Source organism: Exiguobacterium sp. s40, assembly GCF_018617905.1.
GTDB lineage: Bacteria > Bacillota > Bacilli > Exiguobacteriales > Exiguobacteriaceae > Exiguobacterium > Exiguobacterium mexicanum_A.
In genome coordinates, this window is record NZ_JACSLC010000007.1 from 30,714 (window position 1) to 54,022 (window position 23,309).

At 50.9% G+C, this 23,309-nt stretch carries 28 protein-coding genes; 20 read left to right on the forward strand and 8 right to left on the reverse strand.

Annotation, left to right across the window (positions count from 1 at the left end; genetic code table 11):
- Positions 1-2 precede the first annotated feature (2 nt).
- From walK to KNP02_RS08345, 8 genes are all read left to right on the forward strand, one after another.
- Positions 3-1,844 (forward strand): cell wall metabolism sensor histidine kinase WalK, encoded by a 1,842-nt coding sequence (walK, locus tag KNP02_RS08310; RefSeq protein ID WP_214708197.1) that lies wholly within the window; start codon positions 3-5, stop codon positions 1,842-1,844.
- Positions 1,844-3,229: a two-component system activity regulator YycH gene (gene yycH / locus KNP02_RS08315; protein ID WP_214708199.1), complete on the forward strand. Its 1,386-nt coding sequence runs from the start codon at positions 1,844-1,846 to the stop codon at positions 3,227-3,229. The genes walK and yycH overlap by 1 nt, the downstream gene beginning before the upstream one ends.
- Entirely contained in the window at positions 3,216-4,040 is an 825-nt protein-coding gene (locus KNP02_RS08320; protein WP_214708201.1) for a two-component system regulatory protein YycI, read from the forward strand. The genes yycH and KNP02_RS08320 overlap by 14 nt, the downstream gene beginning before the upstream one ends.
- A gap of 13 nt (positions 4,041-4,053) precedes the next feature.
- Complete coding sequence (locus tag KNP02_RS08325) at positions 4,054-4,845, forward strand: MBL fold metallo-hydrolase (RefSeq protein ID WP_034780331.1); 792 nt, start codon at positions 4,054-4,056, stop codon at positions 4,843-4,845.
- A gap of 51 nt (positions 4,846-4,896) precedes the next feature.
- Positions 4,897-6,165, forward strand: coding sequence for a S1C family serine protease (locus tag KNP02_RS08330; RefSeq protein WP_214708203.1), 1,269 nt, complete (start codon positions 4,897-4,899; stop codon positions 6,163-6,165).
- 37 nt (positions 6,166-6,202) lie between these two features.
- Entirely contained in the window at positions 6,203-6,364 is a 162-nt protein-coding gene (locus tag KNP02_RS08335; RefSeq protein ID WP_021067873.1) for a CxxH/CxxC protein, read from the forward strand.
- A gap of 83 nt (positions 6,365-6,447) precedes the next feature.
- Positions 6,448-6,927, forward strand: coding sequence for a 23S rRNA (pseudouridine(1915)-N(3))-methyltransferase RlmH (rlmH, locus tag KNP02_RS08340; protein ID WP_029596433.1), 480 nt, complete (start codon positions 6,448-6,450; stop codon positions 6,925-6,927).
- Positions 6,928-7,265: 338 nt separating this feature from the next.
- Complete coding sequence (locus KNP02_RS08345) at positions 7,266-7,928, forward strand: DUF4230 domain-containing protein (RefSeq protein ID WP_214708205.1); 663 nt, start codon at positions 7,266-7,268, stop codon at positions 7,926-7,928.
- 58 nt (positions 7,929-7,986) lie between these two features.
- Here the strand turns inward: KNP02_RS08345 and KNP02_RS08350 are convergent, their stop codons facing one another.
- Together KNP02_RS08350 and KNP02_RS08355 are read right to left on the reverse strand one after the other, a co-directional pair.
- Entirely contained in the window at positions 7,987-8,358 is a 372-nt protein-coding gene (locus tag KNP02_RS08350; protein WP_214708207.1) for a VOC family protein, read from the reverse strand.
- A 53-nt stretch (positions 8,359-8,411) separates the two neighbouring features.
- Complete coding sequence (locus KNP02_RS08355) at positions 8,412-8,675, reverse strand: hypothetical protein (RefSeq protein WP_214708209.1); 264 nt, start codon at positions 8,673-8,675, stop codon at positions 8,412-8,414.
- 84 nt (positions 8,676-8,759) lie between these two features.
- Here KNP02_RS08355 and KNP02_RS08360 point away from each other — a divergent pair, with 84 nt between their 5' ends.
- Positions 8,760-9,233 carry a peptide-methionine (S)-S-oxide reductase gene (locus KNP02_RS08360; RefSeq protein ID WP_214708336.1) on the forward strand — a complete coding sequence of 158 codons (474 nt, stop codon included), beginning with the start codon at positions 8,760-8,762 and terminating at the stop codon, positions 9,231-9,233.
- A gap of 29 nt (positions 9,234-9,262) precedes the next feature.
- Here the strand turns inward: KNP02_RS08360 and KNP02_RS08365 are convergent, their stop codons facing one another.
- The gene (locus KNP02_RS08365; protein WP_214708211.1) at positions 9,263-9,505 is read right to left on the reverse strand and encodes a hypothetical protein; all 243 of its coding nucleotides are present in this window, start codon (positions 9,503-9,505) and stop codon (positions 9,263-9,265) included.
- Positions 9,506-9,523: 18 nt separating this feature from the next.
- A complete protein-coding gene (locus KNP02_RS08370) occupies positions 9,524-10,156 on the reverse strand; it encodes an HNH endonuclease family protein (protein WP_034780347.1) in 633 nt (210 codons plus the stop codon).
- 255 nt (positions 10,157-10,411) lie between these two features.
- On the opposite strand from KNP02_RS08370, the gene KNP02_RS08375 reads away from it, so the two are divergent.
- Together KNP02_RS08375 and KNP02_RS08380 are read left to right on the forward strand one after the other, a co-directional pair.
- A complete protein-coding gene (locus KNP02_RS08375; RefSeq protein ID WP_214708213.1) occupies positions 10,412-11,605 on the forward strand; it encodes a DUF4317 domain-containing protein in 1,194 nt (397 codons plus the stop codon).
- 24 nt (positions 11,606-11,629) lie between these two features.
- Positions 11,630-12,049, forward strand: a complete 420-nt coding sequence (locus tag KNP02_RS08380; RefSeq protein ID WP_214708215.1) for a hypothetical protein — start codon at positions 11,630-11,632, stop codon at positions 12,047-12,049.
- Between the two features lie 209 nt (positions 12,050-12,258).
- On the opposite strand, the gene KNP02_RS08385 is transcribed toward KNP02_RS08380, so the two are convergent.
- Together KNP02_RS08385 and KNP02_RS08390 are read right to left on the reverse strand one after the other, a co-directional pair.
- A complete protein-coding gene (locus KNP02_RS08385; protein ID WP_214708217.1) occupies positions 12,259-13,704 on the reverse strand; it encodes a DEAD/DEAH box helicase in 1,446 nt (481 codons plus the stop codon).
- A gap of 188 nt (positions 13,705-13,892) precedes the next feature.
- A complete protein-coding gene (locus KNP02_RS08390; protein WP_214708219.1) occupies positions 13,893-14,666 on the reverse strand; it encodes an aminoglycoside 6-adenylyltransferase in 774 nt (257 codons plus the stop codon).
- A gap of 556 nt (positions 14,667-15,222) precedes the next feature.
- On the opposite strand from KNP02_RS08390, the gene KNP02_RS08395 reads away from it, so the two are divergent.
- From KNP02_RS08395 to KNP02_RS14910, 3 genes are all read left to right on the forward strand, one after another.
- Entirely contained in the window at positions 15,223-15,489 is a 267-nt protein-coding gene (locus KNP02_RS08395) for a CD3324 family protein (protein WP_128123832.1), read from the forward strand.
- A 131-nt stretch (positions 15,490-15,620) separates the two neighbouring features.
- Positions 15,621-15,818, forward strand: a complete 198-nt coding sequence (locus tag KNP02_RS14905; protein ID WP_251129221.1) for a hypothetical protein — start codon at positions 15,621-15,623, stop codon at positions 15,816-15,818.
- An 18-nt stretch (positions 15,819-15,836) separates the two neighbouring features.
- On the forward strand, positions 15,837-16,274 hold the full coding sequence (locus KNP02_RS14910; RefSeq protein WP_256441044.1) for a FusB/FusC family EF-G-binding protein: 438 nt from the start codon (positions 15,837-15,839) through the stop codon (positions 16,272-16,274).
- A gap of 78 nt (positions 16,275-16,352) precedes the next feature.
- On the opposite strand, the gene KNP02_RS08405 is transcribed toward KNP02_RS14910, so the two are convergent.
- Positions 16,353-16,658, reverse strand: coding sequence for a hypothetical protein (locus tag KNP02_RS08405; RefSeq protein ID WP_251129217.1), 306 nt, complete (start codon positions 16,656-16,658; stop codon positions 16,353-16,355).
- 249 nt (positions 16,659-16,907) lie between these two features.
- On the opposite strand from KNP02_RS08405, the gene KNP02_RS08410 reads away from it, so the two are divergent.
- From KNP02_RS08410 to KNP02_RS08420, 3 genes are read left to right on the forward strand one after another with little or no spacing between them, the layout of a single operon-like run.
- Positions 16,908-17,402 (forward strand): LURP-one-related/scramblase family protein, encoded by a 495-nt coding sequence (locus KNP02_RS08410; RefSeq protein ID WP_214708221.1) that lies wholly within the window; start codon positions 16,908-16,910, stop codon positions 17,400-17,402.
- 13 nt (positions 17,403-17,415) lie between these two features.
- Positions 17,416-17,946: an NUDIX hydrolase gene (locus KNP02_RS08415; protein ID WP_214708223.1), complete on the forward strand. Its 531-nt coding sequence runs from the start codon at positions 17,416-17,418 to the stop codon at positions 17,944-17,946.
- Positions 17,930-18,502: a DUF1349 domain-containing protein gene (locus KNP02_RS08420; RefSeq protein ID WP_214708225.1), complete on the forward strand. Its 573-nt coding sequence runs from the start codon at positions 17,930-17,932 to the stop codon at positions 18,500-18,502. The genes KNP02_RS08415 and KNP02_RS08420 overlap by 17 nt, the downstream gene beginning before the upstream one ends.
- A 148-nt stretch (positions 18,503-18,650) precedes the next feature.
- Here the strand turns inward: KNP02_RS08420 and mprF are convergent, their stop codons facing one another.
- The gene (gene mprF / locus KNP02_RS08425; RefSeq protein ID WP_214708227.1) at positions 18,651-21,149 is read right to left on the reverse strand and encodes a bifunctional lysylphosphatidylglycerol flippase/synthetase MprF; all 2,499 of its coding nucleotides are present in this window, start codon (positions 21,147-21,149) and stop codon (positions 18,651-18,653) included.
- 193 nt (positions 21,150-21,342) lie between these two features.
- Between mprF and KNP02_RS08430 the strand changes: the two genes are divergently transcribed.
- From KNP02_RS08430 to KNP02_RS08440, 3 genes are read left to right on the forward strand one after another with little or no spacing between them, the layout of a single operon-like run.
- The gene (locus KNP02_RS08430; RefSeq protein WP_214708229.1) at positions 21,343-21,930 is read left to right on the forward strand and encodes a bifunctional transcriptional activator/DNA repair enzyme AdaA; all 588 of its coding nucleotides are present in this window, start codon (positions 21,343-21,345) and stop codon (positions 21,928-21,930) included.
- Positions 21,887-22,786 carry a DNA-3-methyladenine glycosylase family protein gene (locus KNP02_RS08435; protein WP_214708231.1) on the forward strand — a complete coding sequence of 300 codons (900 nt, stop codon included), beginning with the start codon at positions 21,887-21,889 and terminating at the stop codon, positions 22,784-22,786. The genes KNP02_RS08430 and KNP02_RS08435 overlap by 44 nt, the downstream gene beginning before the upstream one ends.
- A complete protein-coding gene (locus KNP02_RS08440; protein ID WP_214708233.1) occupies positions 22,773-23,285 on the forward strand; it encodes a methylated-DNA--[protein]-cysteine S-methyltransferase in 513 nt (170 codons plus the stop codon). Before KNP02_RS08435 ends, KNP02_RS08440 begins: the two co-directional genes overlap by 14 nt.
- Positions 23,286-23,309: the final 24 nt, after the last annotated feature.

The following is a 23,309-nucleotide window of genomic DNA, read 5'->3' on the forward strand; positions in this document are numbered from 1 at the left end:
CGATGAAACGGACGAACTTCTTTAAATCTATCCAGTGGAAGCTCGTCGTCATCTATGCGCTGCTCATTCTTGTTGCGATGCAAGTCATCGGAGTGTACTTTGTGCGCTCCCTCGAACGACAATACATCAACAACTTCTCGCAGTCGCTCGTCGATCGCGCCAACCTTCTGAGCTATAACGTCAGTGAAGGGATCGCATCGAACGGCGGTGACTCGACTTCGGACCAGCAGTTGAACCAGGTACTGGATCAACTGCTGTCTGAGTTTACGGAGAGCACGACGCTAGCTGATGACATTCGCGAAGTCCAGATTATCGACACGAACAGTGTCGTCCGGGCGACGTCGAATCCGAATAACCAAAGTCTCGTCGGACAACGGACGGCGAACTCGTTTATTCAAAAATCGTTTGCGACGAGCGGAGCGCAAGAGACGCTCGTCTATGAAGACTCGAACGAACGCATGCGTGTCGTCGCCGTCCCGGTCAAATCCGAGGTCGATGGGACGACGACCGGTATGATCTATATCGAGGCCTCGATGCAGTCCATCTATAACCAAATGGAACAAGTGACGAGGATTCTCGCGACCGGGACGCTCATCGCTCTCATCATCACATCGATCCTTGGGGTGTTGCTGTCACGGACGATCACGCGACCGATTGCGGATATGCGTCGTCAAGCCGTCGAGATGCGAAAAGGGAATTTCTCGCGGAAAGTTAAAGTCTATTCCGACGACGAGGTCGGGCAACTTGCTTACGCCTTCAACGAATTGACCGATGAACTCATGGAGGCGAACGCAACGACGGAAGCCGAACGGCGCCGCTTGACGAGCGTCCTCGAGAACATGTCGGACGGGGTCGTCGCGACGGATCGTTCGTTGCGCGTCATCTTGATGAACGACCAAGCCCGCGATATGATCGGGCTCGCTGAAGAAGAAGCGATGGGGGCGAACCTACAGAACTTGCTCGAATTCGATGACGAGATCGTCATCCCGGAAGACGGGACGATGCCGCCAAAACTGATCGACCTCAGTACGGACGAAGAACTATTCCTCGTCCGCGCCTACTTCTCACCGATTCAAAAGCATAGCGGACCAATCACCGGTCTCATCGTCGTTCTGCACGATGTGACCGAGCAAGAACAAGTCGAGCAAGACCGCCGTGAGTTCGTCGCGAACGTCAGCCACGAGTTGCGGACGCCGCTCACGACGATGCGGAGTTACCTCGAAGTGCTCGCGGAAGGCGCATACAAGGACGAGGAGCTCGCCCCGCGCTTCCTCGAGACGACCCAGAATGAGACGGAGCGGATGATTCGCCTCGTCAACGATCTGTTGCAGCTATCGAAGATGGACAGCAAAGAGTATACGATGCAAAAAGTGAAGTTCGATTTTATCCAGTTCTTCAACGACATCATCGACCGGCATGAGATGACGAAAGGCGAGACGATCCAGTTCCGCCGGAAGCTCATGAAACGCCGGGTATACGTCCACGCCGATCAAGATAAGATGACGCAGGTCATCGACAACATCATCACGAACGCCATCAAGTTCTCGCCAGAAGGCGGGACGATCACGTTCCGGACGATGCTCCGTGCCAAGCGACTCGTCATCGGTATTAAAGATGAAGGGGTCGGCATTCCGAAATCGAATTTGAAGAAAATCTTTGAACGGTTCTACCGGGTCGATAAGGCTCGGGCCCGCAATATCGGCGGGACCGGACTTGGTTTGTCGATTGCCAAAGAAGTCGTTTCCGCCCATGGCGGCGACATTTGGGCCGAGAGTGAGTTCGGACGCGGGACGACGATTTACTTCACCATCCCATTCGATACGATTGTGGAGGTGAATGACTGATGGAACGACCACGCTTCTTGGCGAAGCCAGAATTAGTGAAATCGCTCGTCTTGCTCACCTTGATCGTCACGTCCATCGTCCAAACGGTCATCCTCTGGGACTACCATCCGAAGTATCAGTCGGTCCAGTCAGAGACGCAAGTCGCGACGGTGGATGAGTCGCTGCAACGACAACCGCGCCAAGTCATCGTACCGGCCCAGACGGTCGTCCACGAGAACAACGCCGTCTTCGCCACGAAAAACTCACCGAAACAGATTATGCGTGTCATCCGGGAGTCGTTCGAGGCGAGCGAATTTAAACCGCTCGCCGTCAAGAACGTCCCGAGTTTGTATGCGGGTGTCGATGAGGCCGTCGAATTAATTTTACCGGAGCCGTATTATGCGGATACACTCAGCTACATGCTTCCGGGCTCATACAGCTTGTCCGAGAAAGTGCCACAGCGGGCCCTCATCTTCATGGAGGACGACACGTGGCGCATCCGCACGATCATGAGCGACCAATCACTTTGGGAAGGGCGTTTGTCGAAAGTCGGCCAAGGGGACGTCAACAGTCTGTTCTTGAAAGACTCAGACCGATCGATGCGTCGTGTCACGTACACGGATGAACGCGTCAACTACATCCCCGTTGTCGGACCGGAGATGAACGAGCTGTTCGCTTACGACGTATCTCAGATTCAAATCTCGGCCCGTCTCGATTGGATGCGCGATACGTTCTTCCCGGGCGACCCGAACGTGCAGGAAGTCGATCCGGCCAGCTCCGTGGGCGCACTAACGAACGGGATTAGCGTCGCCGAATATGATGCGAACCTGAACGCGAGCCGTTATCGAAACTTATCACGCAACAGTTCGGAACAGGAGTCGGTCATCGGACTCGACACGATCGTCGAGTTCGTCAACTTCCACGGAGGTTGGGTCGATGAGACGTCGGAGAGCCAAGGTTTGTCGCTTCGGTTTGATGCGATCACTCCGGCCAACAAAGGTTTTGAAACGACCGTGTTCCGGTTTCACGTGAAGGGTTTCCCGGTGTTCAGTCAACGGGAGGCGTTTATCAACAACGATGCCGTCGACTTATCGACGCTGCGTGTCGAGAACGACGGGACACAAGTCCGGTCGATCACTCGGCACCATCTCGAAATCGATCGCTTGATCTCGGTCGGGACGACACAGCTCGCGGATGGACAAGATGTGGTCGATACGCTCGTCAATGCCGGACGATTTGAAAACGTGACCGAGATTCGACTCGGCTATGAGATTGAATACAATGAAGACACGAGCCGTTACGTCACGTTCTCCCCGAACTGGTTCGTTCGGGAAGCCGGAAGATGGATCCCATTCGATCAACCGGATGACTGGACAGAAAGGATGATGTATCGTGGATTGGAGTAAAGCGAAAACGATTCTTCTCTTCGCCTTCCTCGCGCTGAACATCTACCTGTTGTTCCAGCTTTTGACGGAAACGTGGGCGACAGAGGTCGTGACGAACGACAATACGTCGATTGCGCAAATCTTGGACCAACGAAACGTCGATGCGTCGAAGTTGCCGCGGATGGGTCGGGATATCGGTTATTTGACGGGGTCGTCGGAACAGATGTCGGCCTCGATGATCACGAAGAACCGGGAAGCCCAACTGGCGACGACGCTCGACAATATGCAACTCGAAGTCGAGCTCAAACAGCCGGTCCCGCTCGATCAAGACGATTTACGGACGACTGCGTCGACGTTCGTCTCCGAGTATGTCCCGTTCGGTTCCGAGTATGCGTACTGGCGCTATGACGCCGAGACGCGTCAAGTCGCCTTCGTGCAGACGTATGAGAACAATAAGATCTTCTCGAACCCCGAGATCGATGGGGAGACCGAGCAGTACATCGGTCCGTCGCTCCTGTTACTTCAATTGAACGAAGCGCTTGAAGTGACCGACTATAAACAACGTCATTTGACGAACTTGTCCTCGAAGTCGCAAGACGATCTCGTCTTGACGGCGAGCGAGGCGATCTCGCAACTCGCGGCCCGGAAGTACTTCCAGCCGAACCAAGAGATGCGGGCCATCAATACGGGCTTCTATAGCCTGCCGCTCGACAGTTCCGGCAGCTTGATCATCATGCCGCCGCTCTGGTCGATCACGATTGACGAGGACGTCTACTTCGTCAATGCGATCGATGGGACCGTCGAACGGGTCGAATTTGATTCAGAAGAATGAAAGGAGTGATCGAGTGACTTTACGCTATAGTGTGCTTGCGAGCGGTTCGACCGGGAACGCCCTCTACATTGAGACGGAACGGGCGAAATTGCTCGTCGATGCCGGATTGACCGGGAAGGCGATGCAACAACGCATCACTGAGATTGGACGATCGTTTGATGGGATCGATGCACTGCTCGTCACGCATGAGCACTCCGACCATATTAAAGGTGTCGGGATTCTCGCTCGAAAATATAACTTACCGATTTATGCGAACGCGAAGACGTGGGATGCGATGGAATCGTTGATTGGAAAAGTCGACCCGGCCTTGAAGTTTCACTTCGAGGTAGGGGAGATTAAACAGTTCGGGGATATCGAAATCGAGTCGTTCAATGTCAGCCATGACGCGGCCGACCCGATGTTCTACCAGTTCGCGCATGACGGCAGACGCCTCGCCCACATCACCGATACGGGCTATGTGTCCGATCGAATGAAAGGCGTCATCCGTGGGGCCGATGATTTTATTTTCGAATCAAACCATGACGTCTCGATGCTCCAAATGGGACGGTACCCGTGGAGCGTCAAGCGACGGATTCTTGGGGACTACGGTCACGTCTCGAACGAAGACGCGGCCATCGCGATGAGCGAGGTCATCGGAGACCAGACGAAACGGATTTATTTGGCCCACCTCAGTAAAGACAACAATATGAAAGAACTCGCTCAAATGAGCGTGTCCCAAACACTCGGGATGCGCGATGTCGACCTCGGTCGCATCAAATTGTGCGATACCGACCCATCGACCCCCACTTCGCTCGTTTCTTTATAAGCGAACTTGGGAAAAGACAGATAACACACTGTCTTGAAGGGGGGACGCGTCGTGAATGAAGAGAGACACCATGAGTATGAACCTCAAGACGTCGAACCTTTAGAGCACGAAGCAGATACAATGAACGATGTAAAACCGACGTACCCATCTCGCAGCGAATGGCGCCCGAAACAAGAAGAACATGTGCGCCATAAGCCGCGAATGAACTTAAAACCGTTGTTACTCGGAGGGGTTGGCGGATTCTTAGGAGCGGCTTTGTTCTTTTTGGCGATGATGCTCTGGGATTCCCCAACCTCTCGTTTTGTGACAAATGAACTGATTCGGACGGAACAAGCCGTCACCATCACGGAATCCGACATCACGAGCGCTGTGACGGGTGCTAAGACGTCCGTCGTCAGCATTACGAACATCCAGCGGGCGTTCACCTCGGACTCGCAGTGGGAGGCCGGAGCGGGCTCTGGTGTCATCTATAAGGTCGACGGCGACACGGCGTATATCGTCACGAACTTCCATGTCATCGAAGAAGCGGATGAGATCAACGTCGCGTTTTCTGATGGACAAGTCGCTTCGGCGACGATTCTCGGCGAGGACCCGCTCAACGATTTAGCTGTCGCATCGGTCGAACTGCCGGCCAATATCGATGTCGCTCCGATCACGCTCGGTGACTCGACCGTACTTCAAGCAGGCGAGACCGTCATGGCGATCGGCAATCCGCTCGGCGTCTTTTCAAACTCGGTCACCCGTGGTATCGTCAGTGGTGTCGAACGCACCGTGCCGGTCGATACGAACAGTGACGGACTCATGGATTATAACGCCGAGGTCATCCAGACCGACGCCGCCATCAACCCGGGGAACTCCGGCGGGGCACTCATCAACATCCGCGGCGAACTCGTCGGCATCAACTCGATGAAAATCGCCGAGGCGAGCGTCGAAGGGGTCGGCTTCTCGATTCCCGTCAACGTCGCGCTGCCGGTCATCGATATGCTCGAGCGTGATGGCAAAGTGACGCGGGCCCATCTCGGCGTCACGATTCAAGAAGTCATCGCCGTACCGGGTAACGTCCGGGAAGAGTATGGGATTAGTTTTGACAACGAAGACGGGGTGTTCGTCGAGGCAATCACGCCCGGCAGTCCGGCCGAAGAGGCGGGCCTCCGCGTCGGTGACGTCATCGTCAAAATCGGCGACCGCGACATCAAACGTTACGTCGATTTGCGGGACGCGCTGTATCGTGATGCCACGGTTGGCGATAACGTCACGATTGAATATACGCGACGCGGCAAGGCAGGCAAGACCGAGGCCACATTAACTGAAGCAACCTAAAGGAGCGGCGACGCTTCTTTTTTAAGGAGGAAACATTGTGGAAAAAAAAGTATGCAAGGAACATGTTGAAATCGCTTTAGATATCATTGTGGATGAGACGGGGGAATACCCGTTGCTCGAAGAACTATCCACAAGTGGACAAGTGACATGTGAGTTCTGCGATGCCGACGCAACATATGTTGTGTCAAGCAAAAAATGATTATCAACATGTGGATTTGTGGATAACTCTGTGGATAACCCTATGGATAACTCCAAAAAAACTGTGGAAAAAGGAAGAATTGGATGAATATTTCAATTATCACGGTCGGCAAACTAAAAGAGAAGTATTTGAAACTAGGGATTGCCGAGTACACCAAACGCTTGTCGGCCTATGCGAAAGTGCAGGAAATCGAGGTCGCGGACGAGAAAGCGCCCGAGCATTTGAGTGAAGCGGACATGATTCTAGTAAAACAAAAAGAAGGCGAGCGGATTTTGGCGAAAATCAGTCCGGACACGCATGTGATCGCTTTGGCCATCGACGCCAAGCAACGGACGAGCGAAGAGTTCGCCCGTGAGCTCGATCAACTCGCAACGTACGGCAAGAGCAAAATCGCGTTCGTCATCGGCGGCTCGCTCGGGTTATCGGACGACGTCATGAAACGCTCGGATGATACGATCTCATTCTCGAAGATGACGTTCCCGCATCAATTGATGAAGCTCGTCTTGTGTGAACAGATTTATCGGGCATATCGGATCAATCGGAATGAACCGTACCATAAGTGAACTCAAATAAAAGGTTGGTGAGCGTCAGCTCATCAACCTTTTTGATTGCTTTGATAACATAGATGTTTTTCAATAGTATTCCAACAATCACTCTTTTTTTTATTACATAAACTAATTTAATTTTTTTGAAGAAAGATGCGAAAAACTAATTTTACTCTCCTTTTTTATATTAATAATAGTATGATTTATCCATAGATATTTAAGTGTTTACATATAAAGAGCGGTATTCAAATTTTAGATTAGGCAAAAGAATGACTGGTGTTTTCAAAACGAAGTGTTAAATGTTTTTACTACTTGAAAACGAGTTTATGAAACAACTCGTATAGGAGGAACATCGAATGGACAAGAAAAATGAAAAATCGTCACAATTTGCACGTACATCAAAGAATCAAGAACCAATTAAAAAAAGACGGTATGGAGTGATCTTGAGTGTTACGTTATTGACTGTGCTTCTTGGATCAATGGCAACTTGGTTTTTTGTTGGAAATGCATCTAAGGATAAAAGCTCTGTGACAGTTGATCAAGTTCGCGAAATTGCGACGCTTGCAACGGCTGAGGCGCATCTTTCGGCAACTATTGAAGAAGAGAGCAATGAATTGTTAGGCATAAAATTACCATTTAACTTAGCTGGAACAAAACAAAAAATCTTACTTGTTGTTCCTGGTACGGTTATAGCAGGAGTTGATTTAAAAGGAATAACTTCTGAAGACATTGACGTTAATGAAGAGACAAAGCAATTAACTATCGTCTTACCCAAAGCAAGCTTTCTTCAAGAGCCGGCAATCGATATGAGTGATGTGGCCCATGTTTCAGATGAAGGGGTGTTTCGTGGAGAAGTCACGTTTGACGAGGGAACAGTTTTAATGGAGAAGGCGCAACAAGATATTAAGGACATGGCTGTTGAAATTGGTTTGTTAGATACAGCAGAACAAAATGCTGAAAAATTCTTAATTGGTTTCTTTGATAACCTTGGTTATGAGGTAAGTGTAACCTTTGAATAATAAAGAAAAGGAGATCTACACAGCGATGCTACAGATCTCCTTTTTGCTTGGTGTCAAATCACGAAACAATCTCACTCATCAACGCATGCGTGTTACCCTCAGAATCCTTGAAAAAAGCCATCCACGTCTCGAGGTTCTCCATTTTCGCGACGAGGTGCGGCTCGTCGATAAACTGAACATCTTTCGCCAAAAGCTGTTCATACGCCTCGGTGAGATGGTTCACTTGGAGATATAGCACAGAGCTCGCTTTCGCAAAATCTTCATTTTCGGGACGCGGCAACATGAGCCGTACACCTCTGCATTCTAAAAAGGCGAGGTTGTCTGCCTGGAATAAGAGCGGAAGTTGAAGCGTGTCCCGATAGAAACGTACCGCGCGATCCAAGTCGTGCACCGGCACATAGATTTGTCTGATTTGCTGAATAAGATTCAAACGATATCCCTCCTAAAGTGGCGTCTGTGACCGTGTAACGCATGTATTCTTGGTTAATGCGTTTGGCGAATCCGTTGAGCGGTGAACATCCCAAGCGCCAGAAGGACGGCAAGACCAATCCATGTGAAGACGTAGATCAATGGCGACCCAGTCGTCCCGAGGGTCACCTCGTTTTGAAGCATGGTGACGTTATCCGCCTCGGCGATGATGTCGGGTTCATAATTGAGCGTGCGGATGAAGCCGATTCCGAACGTGGCGACAACATAAATCACATGGAGTGCTGCGGATAGAAGAAGAGCGAGTCTGATTGTTTTCAAAATGGTGCTCCTTTTTGGATATAATCATGTATAACGATAGTATAACTAGAATTACCTAAACCTGACAGACAAGGAGTGAGACTGATCGAAACCGTTTATTTAGCAGGTGGTTGCCTCTGGGGCGTCCAAGCGTTCATCAAGACGTTACCCGGTGTCATCGAAACAGAGGCCGGACGGGCGAACGGGGCGACGGATACGCTTGACGGAGAGTATGACGGCTACGCCGAATGCGTCAAAACGACGTTCGATTCGAGCATCGTCACGATGAAGGAGTTGATGAATTACTTATTTGAAGTCATCGACCCATACAGCGTCAATCGTCAAGGCGAAGATGTCGGCGAAAAGTATCGGACCGGCGTCTATAGCGAGGATCTTCGTCATGTGGATGCGGCCCGTGCGTTTATCCACAGACGGAACGATGTAGAAAGGATTGCGGTAGAAGTATTGCCACTCACGAACTACGTCCGAAGCGCGGACGAGCATCAAGATCGGCTCGCGCGATGTCCGGACGATTACTGCCATATCCCGAAGACGTTATTAGACAAGTACAAACAATGAGCCGACACGGCATCGTGTCGGCTCATTTGTTATGCCCGCTCGAGGACGTTCACGAGCAAGCGATGCACGACCTCGTGGTCACGCCCGTCATGCAGTTTGTAATCTTTCCCCGGTAACGTATACCACTCGGCCGCCCCGACGTACGTGATGGCGAGCTCGAGCGTGCCGTCTTCCTGACATGTCGTCCGTAATTCAAGTTCTCCACTGATGACGCCGACTTCCTCGGTCATGACGCCGTGGGAGGCTTTAAATACTGAAGATTGCTGGTTCATAGCGAACTCCTTTCTGAATCAATAGATGCAGGCGTTGATGGCCGTTTGCAAGGCCGTCTTTTCTGTGGATTGGAGGCTGAGGCCCCAACGGCTCTTCGTCTCGACCCACATCTTCGCGTAGGCACAGCGCGCACCGGTACGGGGAGGCTGCCATGTCGACGGGTCTTGGTCCCCTTTCGAACGGTTCGAGCTGGCCGAGACGGCGATGAGCTGTGGCCCATTTAAATCGTTGGCGAAGCTTTGGCGCTTCGTCGTCGTCCAGCTGCTTGCGCCTGAACGCCACGCTTCGGCCAAAGGTACGACATGATCGATGTCGATGTCAGACGCTGATGTGAATGTGATGCCGTCATAATAACTGTACCACTTACCTGTGGTGACCGGACACTCATCGACGACCGAGTCGGCGTCGCGTTTCAAGACGATGTGCCGCGTGTTACACCCGTTCCCTTGGCTGCTCCAATGCGGGAACAAGTCACGACTATAGCCGGTCATCGACCCTTCATTTTTCACCGTCAAGGCGTTTAATTTAGATAACGCCATTGACTTAGATGGGATACCTGGCGGGAGCGCCGAAGCGGTTGGCGTCGTGAAGTGAAGCGTTGTGATGACCAAGATGATGGCGAATAACGAACTGATGCATTTTTTAAGCATGTTTGTGCCTCCTATTATGTATGACGACTGGACGACGTGCATCGTAAACGCACGATGCACCTCGAATATACATGGCAAGGAAGTGAGAAATACGCAAATTTACGAAAAATGAATCTAACGATTATAAAACTTGAGGTCAGGGACATGATACATGACATCAGACGTCCCGGCTTTAGCACTACTGACATACGCGCAGGCACCAACTATTGGTATAATGAAGGCGGTTTGTAGTAAAGGACGAAGGAGTTGGGATGAATGAATCAAAAAGACATCGCGGCGATTCGCAAGCATTTCAAGTTGAATGCGGAAGCGGTCAAAATCGCTGACATTTATAATATTTATATTCGCCAAGACAGCAATGAGATTTTCCATGAGGAGTTGCGCTCGTTCCCGTTCGTCGAGCAGGAGCATCAAGAGCTGTTCCTCGCCAACTTCAAGAAAGTGCTCGGCGGCAAGATTGACGAGAAGTTGTTCGAAGTGAAGTTCCAGCATCCAGAAGCAGGTCAGACCGATCATACGCAAACGATATTGTATGAGGCACTCCGGACAGACGACATCGAAGAATGGGCCGGCATGATGCAGCGGGTCGCACTCAAGATGGTGCAGGACGCACCGTTCGAGAAAGACATGGTCATCACGTTCATCCGCTTCAAATACAATAAGCCGACGCGTCGTCATTCTGAAGAGACGGAAATCGATATGCGTGACGAGGTATGGACATCGCGGTTCATTCTCGGCAGCATCAACCAGACCGAGCTCCCGAAACAGTCACTCGTGTTCGACTATATCGAGCGAGAGTTCAAATCGAACATCTTTATCAACCCGGTCATCAAGCTCGACGCCCCGGTCGGCGGCTTCTTGTTCCCGTGCTTCACGGACAATGCGGCCGACGTCAACCATATCCTGTATGCGGCGCAGAAGGCACACCAACCGGACTTCGGTTTCATCGAGAACGTCTTGAACGGGACCGAGATTGTGACGGCCGTCGAGGAAAAGGCGATGTTCGAGGAGGTCGTCAAAACTGTCATCGGCGAAGAAGTGAACGTCGGGACGCTCGCCACCGTCTATGATGAAATCAATCAGATGATCCTAGCCGAAGCGGAACGCGAGGACGAGGACGAGAGCGTGCCGATGATTGACGCCCGTACCGTCGAAATCGTGTTGAAGGCGAGTGGGGTCGAGGATGTGACGACGGAGAAGGTCGAGCAGGCGTTCCAACAAGTTGTCGACGACCGGCAATATGAGATGAAGGCGAGCAGCGTCGTCCCGAAATACACGTCGAAGTCGATTAAAATCAATACGAAAGTCGCCAATATCTCGATCAGTCCGCAAGACCTGAAGTACGTGAAGCAAGTGAACGTGAAAGGGAAACGGTGCCTGTTGATTGAATTAGAAGAGGATACGGAGATTGAAGGATTCAAGTTGATCTCGGAAGAACTGCTCGACTAATAAATTCCGACTGGAGGACATCGAGTGCATCCGATAGAGCTGATTGAACATTTGATGGCAGCCGTTATGGTTATGCTGATTTTTGCGGCGTCTTATGTATTTCGCGGGAAATGGCGGACGATGATTCGTCTGTTGGCTGTAATCTGCATCATCACGTATGCGGTGTTTTATGCGATTCGTCCGTCTTTAATCGAGGGCTGGGTCGCGGCGGACGTTGTCATCCTTGAAGACGAACTCGAAGAACGGTACCCGAATGAAACGTTCACCACTACGACGATCCCGTTTCGGACAGAAGGATACGAGAGCACGGATCCATACACGATATATGTGACGTTTTCGAGTGAGCCGGATGCCGAATATTATTATAGGGTGACAGACCAAGGTGAAGTCGAGCAACGAGGGTATAGTTCGACAATCGAAGGGAAAATGGATTTTCTACATTGAAAAGACGAAGGCTCAGGCGCAACGCCTGAGCTATTTTTATGACAATCAGGTGAGGAAGGTTGAATTCAAGACTAGTTATCGGTATGATTTTGTTGAAAGCGTTCTCTCAACAACGTTATTTTTTTAACAGTTTCCGAAAGCGCTTTCGATAATGTTGGTTAAACACAAAAAAGGCCCGGAGAGATCATTCTCTCCGAAACCTGGATTGTTTATTTATGGGCTTTACTAACTTTTAGCTTTTTACCTTTAATCGGTGTCGATTCCATCGCCTGAAGGACGAGTGAGCCTTTGCCGTTCAAAATGTCGACGTACGTCATTTGGTCGTTGATTGTGATGATACCGATATCGTTTGCCGTCACACCAGGAATTTTGGCGATTGTACCGACGAAGTCGATGGCGCGGAGTTTTTTCTTCTTCCCGCCGCTGAAGTGAAGCTTCATGATGTCTTGGTTGATGCGGGCCGTCTTGTTGTTGCGAACGACGCGTCGTCCGCTCAACTTCTCTTCGAAAGCGGCTTGGTTGCGCGCGACTTCTCTTTCAGTCGGTGCATCCATTTCCGGGATGTCGAACTTGATGAACGCTTCGATGGCGCGTACGAACTTGCCTTCATGCGGCGTCGCGAGCGTGATCGCTTTTCCGGCGTTGCCGGCACGGCCTGTGCGTCCGGTCCGGTGCACGTAGCTCTCTTTTTCCATCGGTACGTCATAGTTGATGACGAGGTTGACGTTATCGACATCGATTCCGCGCGCTGCGACGTCGGTCGCGACGAGATAACGGAAGTTGCCCATCTTGAAGCCTTCCATGACGGCGAAGCGGTCTTCTTGCTCGAGGCCACCGTGGAGGCGTTCACACGAGTAACCGGCTTGATCGAGTTCGCTGTACACCGTGTCGACGTGTTCTTTCGTCCGGCAGAAGATGAGGCAGCTGTCTGGATTTTCGACGACCGTCAAATCTTTCAGTACGGCGAGCTTGTCTTCGCGGCGCACTTCAATCAAGCCATGTTCGATCGTCGAAGCGGTGACACCGCTCGATTCGATAGCCACACGGATTGGTTCGTTCATGTGCTTTTGGCATAAACGCTCGATGTCGTTCGGGAACGTCGCTGAGAACACCATCGTCACGCGGTCGCGCGGCAATTCTTGGAGGATCGCCTCGACGTCAGCGAGGAAACCGCGGTTCAACATCTCGTCGGCCTCATCGATGATCAAATAATCGATTTTATCGAGGACGAGCGTCTCCCGTTCGATGTGGTCCATGACGCGTCCTGGTGTCCCGACGACGACGTGCGTCTTCTGTTTCAATTCATCACGCTGCTTCGAGAACGGTTCTTTGCCGTAAACGGCAGTCGCCTTGATGCGCTTGAAACGACCGATGTTCGTCATATCCTCACGGACTTGGACGGCAAGTTCGCGCGTCGGTGTGAGAATCAGCACTTGCGGCTTGTTTTCTTCCCATTCGATGAGTTCCGTGACCGGAATACCGAACGCTGCGGTCTTCCCGCTGCCGGTTTGGGCTTTGACGACCAAGTCTTGACGCTCGAGGGCGAGCGGGATGACTTTCTGTTGGACTTCGGTCGGTGATTCGTATTTCATGATGCCTAGTGCGCGTTGGATATCTTCGCTTAGGCGATAGTCTAAAAAGCTTGGTTGATTCATAGGGTTACCTCATTTTCGTGTAAGAAACTTCTATTCGAGAAATTTTCATTAGCAATTTGGATTACGCTTCATTATACACGAAAGCAACCCATTCGTCGTTCATCCCAATAATCGTTTGAATGTAAAGCGGGACAAGTCGAAAGGACGTTCCATATTTAAAAACTGTTCTACAAAGACGCTTTTGATTGTCATTCTTCATAAAGCAACCGCTGCATATACGGTTCAAGTTTATATTGGGGATGGTCTTCCAAGCAGGCTGAGAATAAAGTGTGAATCGATTGTTTGGCACGTTGGATGGATATCGGGTCGATTGAATTAGGATATGTCTGTAAATAATCCTCGATGAACGAACGGTTCAATGTGTGATAAGCCTTGAATTGATGCGCTTTTCGTCCCTCTTTCAATGTCTGGGCTGTCAACGTCAACTCACGCAACGTCTCAAGCATCTTCAAAGCATAAATGAGATTGTTTCGCTTCAACTCTTTCTCCAGTGCTAGCGAGGCATAGATAAACTCAAAGGGAACATCACTGGTCTCGTATCGAATCGGGCTCTCAACAAAACGCTCATGTTCAATCTCCATGTGTTGGAGGAGTTGCCCGTCCCGATCGACCACGACGTTCCAAAGTGGAGAACGGACCGGGAGTAGTTCGAGTGGGGCGATAGAGATGTTAAACTCCAAGCGATTCTCGAGTAGGACAATCAGCAAAAAGATGTCCGGTCCGAACTGCTTTTCTTTAACGGAAATAGGGGATAATCGGAGAAAGTAGTCGGTTAAATTCTGCTTGATTGATTGGGGGTCAACATCAGGGCGGGCAGCCACCATTAAATCGATATCGGAATAGCGGTCCTGATATCCTGCGGCACCGGAGCCGAGCTGAACAACCCCTTGAACGCCTGTGTCAGTTTGTAAGTGATTAAGAACGTGTTGGAACTGTGTGTCTCTTTCAACTGTACTGTACATAGAATGACCTCAATTTCGTAGATGATAAATCCTTATTCTACCAATCAAAGGCGAATCCTTTTAATTTATAAAAGGATGGAATAAAGGTATACATAACTAGTGAGCGTATAAGCCAACTTTGAACTATAAATTCAGAGACGAATCATCAGAACAGTATGTTAAGGGGCCAGTCATAAAAAGACTGGTGGCTAGTTGTCGATTGTCCAGATACAAAATCGTTTGGCGACAACGCCGGTGAAGTGCTCACAGACAGTTCTTGCACACATGATGATTCGTTAAGTGTGAAAATAGGTGATGACTTTATGTCGACCTACTTTTGTATCAAAAGTAACGAGTTATTTTGTATAATGGAATAGACATCTTGTGATTTGAAAGGGGGCGCATATACGTGGAAAATCATTTAAGATTTTCTAAGTCTTCAATCACTCATGCAAAGCCAGTTGTCACAAAGGCGATCGTTTGCATGGGGCAGAATGTATAAGTTGATCGCTATATAATTTTTACAACAATGGCTTTGCTTCCTTATTGTCGAAATTCTTATAAGGAGCGAGCAGATATGAAGTACGTAAATGCGCAACACATTCTTCCAGAGAAATTGCTTCAAGAGGTTCAACGATACGTCCAAGGGGAAACACTTTATGTGCCCCGGACAGTTCAAGAAAAGAAGCGTTGGGGAACGGTCAGTGGCGGGAAAAAGCTACTTGAAAAGCGTAACGAAGCGATTCGGATATCCTTTGCGAAAGGGACCGGGGTCGATCAATTGGCGGATGAATACCATTTGTCTGTCAGTACAATTCGCAAAATCATCTACACTTCAAAATAATTAGCGGCACAACGCATGTTTGCGATTGTGCCGTTTTTTATATAAAACAGTTCTAACTTAAAGTAGGTACATGTTTGTAGTGCAAAATCCTTTACACTAAAAGAAGTCAGGATTGGAAAGGATGACTGAACATGCTAGAGCGTTTTATTGAAAACCACCAATTTAATTACATTCGAGAACAAGTAGAAATCATTCGAGATAGTCGAAAGAAAAGTTTACCGGTCTCCGTATTACAAGCTGTCATTGATTTGGCCAATGCCAAAATTTCATATCTATTTCCAGAAGCGACGCCATCTCAGCTCGCAATGATCGACGTGTCAACCTTATAAACAGAGGAATCATATGACATGTTTATAGATGGATTAAGACCCCATGTCCGGTCGTTTCCACACGTTTCGGAACAACAAGTGAAAAAACTGTTTCCAAAACAGAAAAAGCTGAAACTTCCAGACGTAGCGGATCTCAATGTGAATCGGATGTCCTATATGAGTTGGAATGACTTGCGTTCTAATCGAAAATATATCCTTTGCGAAAAGGAAGATCATCAGCTGATTGGGATTGAGTGTAAGCCAAGCCCGAATTCGAAGAAAAACATTTGTGCCTTCTGTAATCAGTTGGCAGAAGTCTCATATTGTGTGACTATCACGAAAGCAAAACAAGCCAAAAATCCTGACTATTATAAAGCGATTGGGACATATATCTGTACAGATAGTGCCACGTGCAACGAAAAAATGACAAATCTTAACGGCTTAATGACGTTCGTCGAAACAGCTTTGACAGAGTGAGTAAAAGATCGACTGTCCGTCGATCTTTTTTGCATAGAGCCTAATAGATCGCTAGCTATGCTAATGCTTAGTTCTCTATTAGTATGCCTGAAGTGATTTGACGGCATGACGTAGCTGGTCGATCTCCTCGTTTTTCCATCCGTTTCGGTCTGCGGCGTTAATTAACTGCCGGCTCGTTTTGATGAGTGCCTTTGTTAATTCCACAAGTGTTACCGTTCCCATGATTGTTTGGGGACGATCCTCTTCTATCAATGTGAGCTCAACTTCTGTGCCGGTCACTTTTTTAGCAGCTATTTGAATTGGACCGTCCATGAATTGGAATGAGTAGGTTTCCTGCAACGGGGCGAATAAGAGGGCGCGGCCATTGTCAATCCACCATGTCAACACGATAGCAACGAAATCTGACCAGCCTTGTCCCGGGAAATAATCATGAAAATCGATGACGAAAGTGATGTTCCCAACGATTTGATTCGAGTACGTTAATGAATGTACACCAAGTGGACTACATTGTTAATGAGTTGACAGACATTCTAGAACTCCTTAGTCCACCTCACGTTGCGTGTTGAAAGATTCTGAATCGATTTCGGGTACGGTTTCGTATATAAGGTACCACATACAATCGGAGGGATGACGATGAACACGCTCTACATGAAACAAAAGGTTTTCAGCCTACGTGGCCGGTTCAGTATCAAAGATGCAGATGAGAACGATCTTTATTTTGTAGAAGGTAGTTTTATGAAGTTACCGAAGTCGTTCACGATTTCTGACAAGAATGGATACGAGATTACGACGATTACGAAAAAGACATTCAGCTTTTTGCCGACATTTTACGTCGATGTCGAGGGGGAGGAGACGTTAACGATTTCAAAAGAGTTCACGTTCTTCAAGCCGCGCTACACAATTGATGCAGCCGGGATTGAAGTCGAGGGCAACTGGTGGGATATGAACTTCGAAGTACGCCAAAACGGACATGTCATCGGTAGTGTCCAAAAGAAGTGGCTAACGTGGGGCGATACGTACGAAATTCGAGTAGTCGATGATACGATGGAACACTTACTCATCTCAATCGTCGTCGCCATCGACTGCGTCAAAGCAGATCAAGCGGCATCTTCGAGCGCCGCGACGTAAAGGGGATGGAACGATGGAGTTTTGGGATGTGTATGATGTAGACCGCAAGAAAACAGGGCGAACGTGGCAACGAGGGATACGCCTTCCTCAAGATGATTATCATCTCGTCATCCACGTCTGCATTTTCAACAAGGATGGACAGATGTTGATTCAGCAGCGCCAACCGTTCAAAGACGGTTGGGCGAACATGTGGGACATCACCGTCGGTGGCAGCGCCACGGTAGGTGATACGAGCCAACAGGCGGCGATGCGCGAGCTCGAAGAAGAGATCGGGCTGAGAATCGATTTATCCCACACAAGGCCTCATTTGACGGTCAACTTTGACGAGGGGTTCGATGATATCTATCTTGTCGAGGCAGAAGTCGACTTCGACGAGTTGACGTTACAGGAATCAGAAGTGCAGGCCGTAAAGTGGGCGGATGAGGCGACGATTCTCGACATGATCCGTTCAGGTGAATTCATCCCGTATCACGAACCGATGATTCCGTTGCTGTTCGCGATGCGAGGACAATGGGGAGGTATCAATCATGTGGAAGTCATATAAGTGGATCAATGAACCAGACGAAGTGAGTCTCGGTGAAAGCTTGACGTTCCAGACAGCACCCGACACCGACTTTTGGCGGAACACCCATTACGGGTTCAACCGGATGACGGCCCACGCTTTGGTGACGGATGTGTCGTCTAAGCGGTTCACATGTCGCGCGACGATTGAGATGGATCCGAGCCATACATATGACCAGGCCGGCATCCTGTTATACGTTAACGACGAGCATTGGCTTAAGACGTCCGTCGAATATATTCCGGACGGACCGTCACACCTTGGGGCCGTCGTCACGTCCTTTGGCTACTCGGATTGGTCGACACGTGATTTCCCGAACGACGCCATCCGTGAACCGTTGACGTTTGAACTCGCCTACACCGATGGCGATGTTGAGGTGTTCTTCGAATACGAGGGGGGCACGCGTGAACAGTTGCGAATCGCTCACCTCCATGACGTCTCGACGTTACGCATCGGACCGTACGCCTGTAGTCCGGATTCGAAGGCGCCAGGATTCAACGTCACAATTTCAGATTGGACAGTTACGGAAGCATCGACTTGATATAAGGTCGGTGCTACCATATTGTTAAAAGAAGAGTTGAACACAGAAATGCATCTTATTAAAGAGAATGTATCAGTTTTAGATGCCCGACATTTCACTCATGACGTAACACGAAAGAGCGCCTCGCATGTGAGACGCTCTTTCGTGTTTAAGACTCTCGTTTCCGGCTGATCAACCGTGCCATCCGGAGCAAGGACGGGAGCAGTTTCCGACGCTTGCGGATGGCCAAATATCTGGCTTCCCACGTCGGTGTGAACTTACGTTTGAATTGACGGAGCCCGCTGAACGGATAGATATAACTGATGTTTTCGAAAATATCGGCTGCAATCCGTTCCGGCCAGTACGCGAACGTGTGCTCACCGACCGATGCGAGTGGCGCCATGCCAAGACCGACGTAGGCGTAGTTGTTGGCTCGTGCCCACTCGATTACATGGAGAACCAGCACCTCAATCGAGCCGGGCAGAGCATCATTCTTAGAGCGCATTAAATCGATGGAGACGGTATCACTGCCGCGGAGAAGCGTGATGAAGGCGACGACTTGTCCCGTCTCGTCACGAAGGAGGGCGACCGGATAATGGGTCAAAGCCTGTTCGTTGAAAAACCCGAGCGAGAATCCTTTCTCGCTTCGATTGCCGAGCCAGTCGTCCGAGATGCCGCGCAATGATGTGATCAACTCAGGCGACGGATTCATGACGATGTCGGCCGTGTAGCCTCGCTTCGTGAATTGATTATGGAGCGAGCGCATGTTGGCGCGTTTTTTACCGGTGAGCGAGAACGTGGCGACATCGACCGTCGCTTCTTCGCCAAGCTTGAAAAACGTGAAACCGGCATCGTGCAGACGTGGCATCCAGTCTGGCGTGACTTGATAAAAGAGTGGGATATAGCCGAGGCGGTCCGTCTCTTCGATAAAGGCGAGCAACAGGTGTGATGCGGCGTCCCACGCTCCTTGCACATCCCCGAGGACGATGGCGTGATTGCCGGATTTAGCAAACAAGAGACATGCCTCGTCGTCTGGCCCATAGTAGACGAGCTTGTCGTTCATATAGGCCAAATCGAACGCGCTCGTCGTCGCATGCGTAGCTTGAAATGCCGCGAAGCGGGACAGTTCAAACGACGAGCCGAGCTTCGGACGTTTCAAGCGGTTGAACAGCATGAAGATGCCAATCATCAGCAACCCGGCCAAAACGACGGCGGCGATGCTCAACCCGGCGGCAGCTTCCGGATTGAAGAAAATCGTGTCGGTCTGACTGAACGACTGCAGCAGGAACGCATGCGTGCCGACATAGAGGCCGACATAGAAGACGTTGCGGACAAAGCGGCTGACGGTCACGATGGAGCGATAGCGTTTGTGCTGGGTCCGGGTCAACCAGACGAACAAAGCGAACCCACCGACGACGAACGCTTCAAACAGATTGAAGCCGCGCGCGATGACACCGATACTGGCAATGAAAACTGCGACCCCGACGAGCCAGAGCACACGCTTCGTCCGAATGTACATCCCGAACGTGGTCAGTAGTGTCAACAGACCGGCGCTGAACAGCGCGAGCGTACCGATCCACTGTAACCAAAGGGCAGTCGAATAGAGCGGTGACACGCTCGGCAACAACGTCTGAAACCACAGGACGAGGCTCGTCATCAGTGCAATCAGGCTTCCGGCGAGCCGTCCGGTCTTGGCAAGTGTACGCGACACGATGCGCCAGACGACGGTCCCAATTTCATAAGACGACCCGATCATCGGTTTATACTCAATCTGTTTGACGACCTGGTCTCCGAAGACGAGCGCCGCCAAAAACAGCCCGATCATGAACGGGACGATGAAATAGACGAAGCGATAGACGATCAAGGAAGACAGGACAATCTCTTGGTCGATGCCGAGCTGGGTCATCCCGACGAGGTATAATAGATCAAACGAACCGACACCACCCGGGACGAGCGAGACGACCCCGACGATGGACGCGACGATGAAGACACCCATCATAGCCGCGAGCGGCGCTTCGCCTCCAAGTAAATGCAGGGCATACAAGGCGACGAGTCCAGCCGTCACCCATTCGGCGAGCGACGTCGCGATATAGCCGAGCAAGGTCGGCCAATCTAAGTTCGAGCGCTTCCGCGTCACATATATGTAGAGCGGCAGGACGGCGAGTGTCGCGACGAGCACCGGCCAAATCCACTGTTTCGTTCCGGTGAGCGCACCAGCCGGGAAGAGCCCGAGCAGCACCCCTGCGGCAAGTAGCGACAAGCCGCTGATGAGCGTCGGGGTCATCCAGCCGATGGCCCGGAGCAAACGCTTCGTGTCCGTATACGGTCGATACAGCGATGTCCGGAGCGCGATGCCGATGACGCCGCCAAACCCGATCATGCCGTTCATCGCGTTGGTGATCCATGCCGCGCGGAGCAGCTTCGCGAGCGGGAGCTGGACGTCGAGCGAGCGCAGTAAAAAGTAGTCGTAGCCGGTCATTGTCAAAACGGCGACGAGTCCGAGGGAGATCAAGGCGATCTGCTCGAAGCCTGTCAACGCCTCTAACGTCTGAAACGCCGCGGCGAGCGACAGGTTTTGGAGCTCTCGGCCACTCTGATATAGAATCAATCCAATCAATAGGAATGGAAGCAACCATTTCAGTTGTTTCCAGGAAAACCGCTTTTGCATCGTATGTACCCCTTCTGACTTGATTAGCTAAAGTGTACTCAATTGAGCCGTGTAATCCTAGTACGAGTCAGACGGGAAGACGGATTCAAAATAAATGAGATTCGTGAATCGCGGGAATGTAGACTGTAAGCGCAAGAAACAGGACGAGTGAACGAAAATCAATCTGATACAGTAAAACAAAGGGGGGACCGAGATGCTGACGTTTGAAGAGAAGTGGGAGAAAGTGCTCGCCTGTGACGCGGCGTATGACGGACAGTTTTATACCGCGGTCAAGACGACCGGGATTTACTGTCGGCCCTCGTGCCGCTCGCGGAAGCCGAAGCGGGAGAATGTCGATTTTTATGAGACGAAAGCGGAAGCGGAGTCGTCCGGCTTTCGGCCGTGCAAACGATGTCAGCCCGAGGTCGACCGTAGTCCGGCGAGCGCGCTCGTCCATGACGTAACGGCGTTCGTCCTCATGCATTACAAACGGCCAATCAAGCTCGAGGAAATCGCTGAGCACGTCAATTTGAGTCCATTCTACGTCGAGCGGACATTCACGCAAGCGACGGGCGAGACGCCGCGCCGTCTGCTCGAAAAGGTTCGCATCGACAAGGCGACCCATCTGTTGCGGACGACGGACATGAGCAATCTCGCCATCTGTTATGAGGTCGGCTTTCAAACCCCATCCAACTTTTATCGCGTCTTCCGACGGCTAAAGGGCTGTTCACCGAGCATGTATCGAAAGGGGGGAGCCGATGAGTCGCTCATCGTTCGAGATTCACGTCACCGCTCCGTTTGATTTTCAACAATGTCTGCAGTTTTTGCGACGCTCCGACGATGAAGTGATGCATGTCGCCCGTGAAACGTCCGTCTCCAAGCTGTTCGACGTCGACGGACGGTTGCTGCTCGGGGACATCACGGGGACGCCTCAGGGCCTCGTCATTGCGTTCCCGGAAGACGACATCACGAGCGCGGAACAAGAACACGTGGAACGCTACGTCCGCGACTGGTTCGACCTCGACCAAGACGTCGCGGCGTTTGTGCGAATGGCGGAGACGGATGAACTGTTGCGTCCGCTCGTCCGAGAGTACGCTGGGCTGCGACTGATCGGCTTCCCGGATTTGTTCGAGGCGCTCACGTGGGCCGTCATCGGCCAACAGATCACACTATCGTTCGCCTATACGCTGAAACGACGGTTCGTCGAGCAGTACGGACCATCCCGGGAAGTGGATGGCGTGACGTACTGGGCATTCCCAAATCCTGAGACGATTGCGCTGCTCGACCCGAGTGAACTGAGACCGCTCCAATTCAGTACCCGGAAAGCAGAATATATCATCGGCATCGCCCAGGAAATGACGGACGGACGATTGTCAAAACAACAGTTGCGTAGCGAGCCACCCGACGTGATGCATGAACGGTTGCTGAGCTTACGCGGTGTCGGGGAGTGGACGGCCGCGTATGTCCGGATGAAGTGTTTCCAAGATCCGACGGCGTTCCCGGCTGCGGACGCTGGTCTGCATCAAGCGTTGAAGCATCATCTTGGGCGAAGCGGCAAGTTAACGGCAGACGAAGTGAGGCAGTACGGGGAACGCTTTGCCGGATGGGAGGCGTACGCCACATTCTATTTATGGAGGTCATTGTATGGAGACGTATAGACTGGACTATGTGAGTCCGATTGGAATGATAGAAATAGTTAGCACAGAGACAGCCATCCAATCCATTCTTTTCATCGAACGTGAGAATGTTCAGTTCGAGACAGATGATGCGACGCCATACGTGTTGAATACGTGCTATCGAGAAATCGAGGAGTACTTCAACGGACGTCGCCAATCGTTCACGTTCCCGTATGAGGTGCAGGGGACGGTGTTTCAACAGGACGTGTGGCAGGCGTTGGCGACAATCCCATATGCCGAGACGACGTCCTATCGCGAACTGGCCGTGACACTCGGACGGGACCGCGCCGTCCGGGCCGTCGGCAGCGCCAACGGACGCAACCGATTGAGCATCGTCATCCCGTGTCATCGCGTCATCGGTTCGAACGGGACGTTGACAGGTTATGCGGGCGGGCTATGGCGGAAGGAATGGCTGCTCCGGCACGAACAAACACACACATATTCGAGCCTAGCAAAAAAACATCTACCCCTCCATATCTGATACAATGGAGAAGTCCTATCGTGA